Source organism: Streptomyces sp., from assembly GCF_019510245.1.
In the GTDB taxonomy this organism is placed as follows: domain Bacteria; phylum Actinomycetota; class Actinomycetes; order Streptomycetales; family Streptomycetaceae; genus Streptomyces.
This window is the reverse complement of record NZ_JAEKKT010000330.1, coordinates 1-3,403: the sequence shown is the minus strand read 5'-3', so window position 1 is coordinate 3,403 and position 3,403 is coordinate 1. Positions and strand designations below refer to the sequence as shown.

General features: G+C 69.7%; 5 protein-coding genes. 1 reads left to right on the top strand and 4 read right to left on the bottom strand.

All coding sequences use genetic code 11. From position 1 onward, the window contains the following. From JF597_RS50340 to JF597_RS50325, 4 genes are all read right to left on the bottom strand, one after another. The coding region (locus tag JF597_RS50340; RefSeq protein WP_294013002.1) for an alcohol dehydrogenase catalytic domain-containing protein at positions 1-523 on the bottom strand (523 nt) is incomplete at its 3' end. Positions 524-543: 20 nt separating this feature from the next. Further along, entirely contained in the window at positions 544-984 is a 441-nt protein-coding gene (locus tag JF597_RS50335) for a hypothetical protein (RefSeq protein ID WP_294012999.1), read from the bottom strand. Positions 985-1,095: 111 nt separating this feature from the next. Next, positions 1,096-1,389 carry a hypothetical protein gene (locus JF597_RS50330; RefSeq protein WP_294012996.1) on the bottom strand — a complete coding sequence of 98 codons (294 nt, stop codon included), beginning with the start codon at positions 1,387-1,389 and terminating at the stop codon, positions 1,096-1,098. Between the two features lie 50 nt (positions 1,390-1,439). Next, the gene (locus JF597_RS50325) at positions 1,440-2,276 is read right to left on the bottom strand and encodes an LppX_LprAFG lipoprotein (RefSeq protein ID WP_294012993.1); all 837 of its coding nucleotides are present in this window, start codon (positions 2,274-2,276) and stop codon (positions 1,440-1,442) included. Between the two features lie 352 nt (positions 2,277-2,628). On the opposite strand from JF597_RS50325, the gene JF597_RS50320 reads away from it, so the two are divergent. Beyond that, complete coding sequence (locus tag JF597_RS50320; RefSeq protein ID WP_294012990.1) at positions 2,629-3,279, top strand: hypothetical protein; 651 nt, start codon at positions 2,629-2,631, stop codon at positions 3,277-3,279. Positions 3,280-3,403 lie beyond the last annotated feature (124 nt).

Here is a 3,403-nt window from a genome sequence, read left to right as displayed (position 1 = left end):
CCCCGCCGAGGTCGGCGCCCATCCAGCCGGTCGGCACCGAGTCGGACACGAACAGCGCGCTGGTGTCGTCCACCCCTTCCGGGACCTTGAAGGCTCCGTAGTCGCCGAAGGGCACGCGGACGTACTCGGCGTGGCTGCCGCGCAGGCCGCCCATGGCGTGCGAGTAGCCGAAGATGCCCGCGGTGTCGGCCCCGAAGAGGGCATGGCCGATCCCGGGGTTGGTGTTGGTGTTGTCGCAGAGCGACCACAGGTCGTGGGTGCAGTACCAGCAGCGGCCGCAGCCGACGAAGGAGGAGACGACGACCCGGTCGCCCACGGCGTGCCGGCGCACCCCGTCACCGACCTCGACGACCTCGCCCAAGAACTCGTGTCCGATGACGTCCCCGGACCGCATGAACGGGACGTAGCCGCCGATGAGATGGAGGTCGGAACCGCAGGTGGTGCCCGCGATCAGCCGTACGATCATGTCCTGGTCGTTGCGCAGGACAGGGTCCGACACCGTCTCCACCGCGAGCTTGTTCACGCCTTCCCAGCACAGCGCCTTCACAGCACGCCCTCCCCACCTGCGCGTCGGCTGAACAGCCCGACGACCTTGCCGCCGGGGGTGTCGTGGGTGGTCGGCTCGTCGGGGACGAGCACCTCGCCCGCCTCCATCAGGGCCTTGGCCTCGCGCAGGGCACGGCGCAGGTCCTGGCGCGGGTCCTGCCCCGCGAGCCGCGCGGGCACGGACCGCGCGAGATCCGACGGCGGCTGCTTGAACCGCACGGCCAGCTCGGTGCCGCGGTCCGCGGGTGCCGGGCCGATCCGGGTCTCGATGCGTTCGCCGTACTCCTGGAGCGGGGTCGGCAGCTTGTCCGCCCGTAAGTCCTCCGGTCCGCAGTTGACCGTCACCGCCAGCCACCGGTCCGCGCTGCTCGACGCCGACCGGGGTGTCCGCGCCCTCCGCACGGCGACGGCGGCTCCGGCGAGTCCTGCAGCGGTCACCCAGAGTAACTTCCTGGGAATCATGGGGGTCACCTCTCAGTCTCGCGGCTCACACTTCTGCCGGGCACCGTGACGAGCGCCCGAGCGGGCGGGTACCCCGGTTCGAGGTGCTCAGGGCTTGGACATCGCGTGGCGCCCGGCCCTCCCGGAGAGTGCGACGTGGCGGGAGGGCCGGGCCGGGCCGGTGGGCCCGAGGCGCCGCAGCCAGCGGCAGGCCATGGCCAGCAGGCCCGTGAACACGGCCAGGAGCAGCAAGGAGGTCCACATGGGCCGGCTGCCGGGGGAATCCGCCATCGTCCAGGCTGACGACGCCGTCCACAGGACCACGCCGGCCGCGTAGAAGGCCCGGATGCGGCGCAGTTGCCTTGCGGCCCCGGCCGCCGTGGTGTCGTCGGTGTGTGTCATGCCGCCCCGTGTACCCCGATCGACGTCCACCAGCCGGCCTGATCGGCGGGTCAGTTCGTCTGCGAGCTCGTTCCGCTCTGCCGGGACACCTGGTCGGTCATGTCGACGGTGTCGGCGGCCGGAGGCGCGGTCACGTCGACCTGGGTGCCGAAGCCGCTGAAGTCCATGACGACCTTCGCCTGGGCCTGGCGGGCGGAGGTGCCGGTCCCGCCGGTCTGCGCGGTGTCCTTGACGGTCATCCGGATCTGCTGACGGCGGGTGAGTCCGTCCTCGTCGATCCAGAGATCGACGGGCACGTCGTCACCCAACTGCGCGCGCAGCTTCCGTTCCTGGGCCGAGTCGCCCTCGGCCAGCTTCGACAGGTCGAGGTCGACCCGGTAGTGCGTGGTGGACACGCCGTTCACGGTCTCGTCGCCCACCTTCCGCACGTCCTTCTCGGACAGGGACTTGGTGTAGGCGAAGGAATTCGCCGGGTCGCTCATCGCGGGGCCACCGGTGCCCTGCGAGCGATTCAGTCGCTTGAGGTCCACCTTCATCCAGCTCTTGCCCTCGGGCAGTTGGCCGCTCGCCGCAGGGGGCTTCTGGTACAGAACCTGGTTCACGATCCGCTGTTCGAGCTGCTGCCCGCCCTGGCCCAGCCGCATACGGCTCGTGCCGTCCTGCAGGTCCAGCACGCCTGAACCGGTGATCGTCTCGCTGTCGCCGCCCGCGGCGACGGTGGTCGCGAGTTTGACGCGGGCCGACTTCGCCTGCGTGGTCTTCTTGTTGGTCGCCTGGACCACCTGAGCCGGCGAGGGCTCGGGCTGTCCCTGTGCGGCGGACCGATCCGCGCTGCCGGCCCCGCTTGCCGCGTCGTCGCCGCATCCCGTCAGCAGGGCGAGCGACACGGCTCCGCCGGCGCCCAGAGCGGCTAAGCGAGAAGTACGTAAGGACGGTTTCATCACGCCTGACATCCCTTCGTCACTTTGTGCTGCCAAAAGTTCTGCGCACCACCGGATGCCCCACCCACAGCCCGATATACGCGGCCATCGGCGGTCGCGTGCCACACCGGACAGTCCACCGGTACGGCACAAGCACAGAACAAGACAGGTTGTCCTGCGTACTATCACTACGACAGCGGCGTGCGACAGGAACTGACACCGCATCAGCGGATGCGGGCGAGACAGCACGCCCATGGATTTCGCGGAGGCCCCAGGCGCGCACACTGCGAGCCACGGTCCCAGGAAGAGGTGCGAGCCCATGTCCGAAACCGCCCCCGGTACCACCGAGTTGACCTCCCAGTACAGCAACCAGGTGACCGACGACCTCGAACGCAACCTCAAGGAACAAGAGCGCCTCAGCGGGGAAATCGAAGCACTCCAAGGTCAGTTGGCCGCCTTGCGGCAGGACCACACCGTCCTGCTGAACATCCAGCAGGTCCTGGGCACACCAACGCCAGCCGACTCGCCATCCACCCCACCAGGCGCAGTGGTGCCCGCTCCCCGTAAGAAGGCCGCCGCTCCGGACGAGCGGACGGGCACCCGGAAGTCCACCGCACGGGCCGGAAAGCAGACCGGAAAGCAGACCGAGAAGAAGACCGAGAAGAAGACCGGAAAGAAGGCAGCCGCCAAGGCATCGACCGTGCCGTCGGGGGCCACCCTCGTCGACCTCGTCCGAGAGCATCTGGCCGGCCAGAGGGAACCCCGCTCGGCGGCCGAGATCTGCACCGAGCTCGGACGTCAGTACCCCGAGCGCACGATCAAGACCACCGTCGTGCGCACCACACTCGAGGGACTCGTGGCCAGGAACCAGGCCCAGCGCACCAAGCAGGGATCCTCGGTCTTCTACACCTCACCCGACGCGAGCGAAGCTGCCGCGCAGACCGAGGACGGCTCTCAGCAAACGGACTGACGAACGCCGCGCCGAGGCTCGTTCAGCCGGCCGGCCGTGCGGGACGGAAACCGCCTCCGCCCCGTCCCTGCCATCCGGCGGCCGCGAGGACCGCGGCCGCCGCTCCGGTGCCCAGTACGGCACC

Coding starts and splice junctions, on each gene's coding strand:
- JF597_RS50330 (WP_294012996.1), bottom strand. CDS start 1,389: ATGACACACACCGACGACACCACGGCGGCCGGGGCCGCAAGGCAACTG.
- JF597_RS50320 (WP_294012990.1), top strand. CDS start 2,629: ATGTCCGAAACCGCCCCCGGTACCACCGAGTTGACCTCCCAGTACAGC.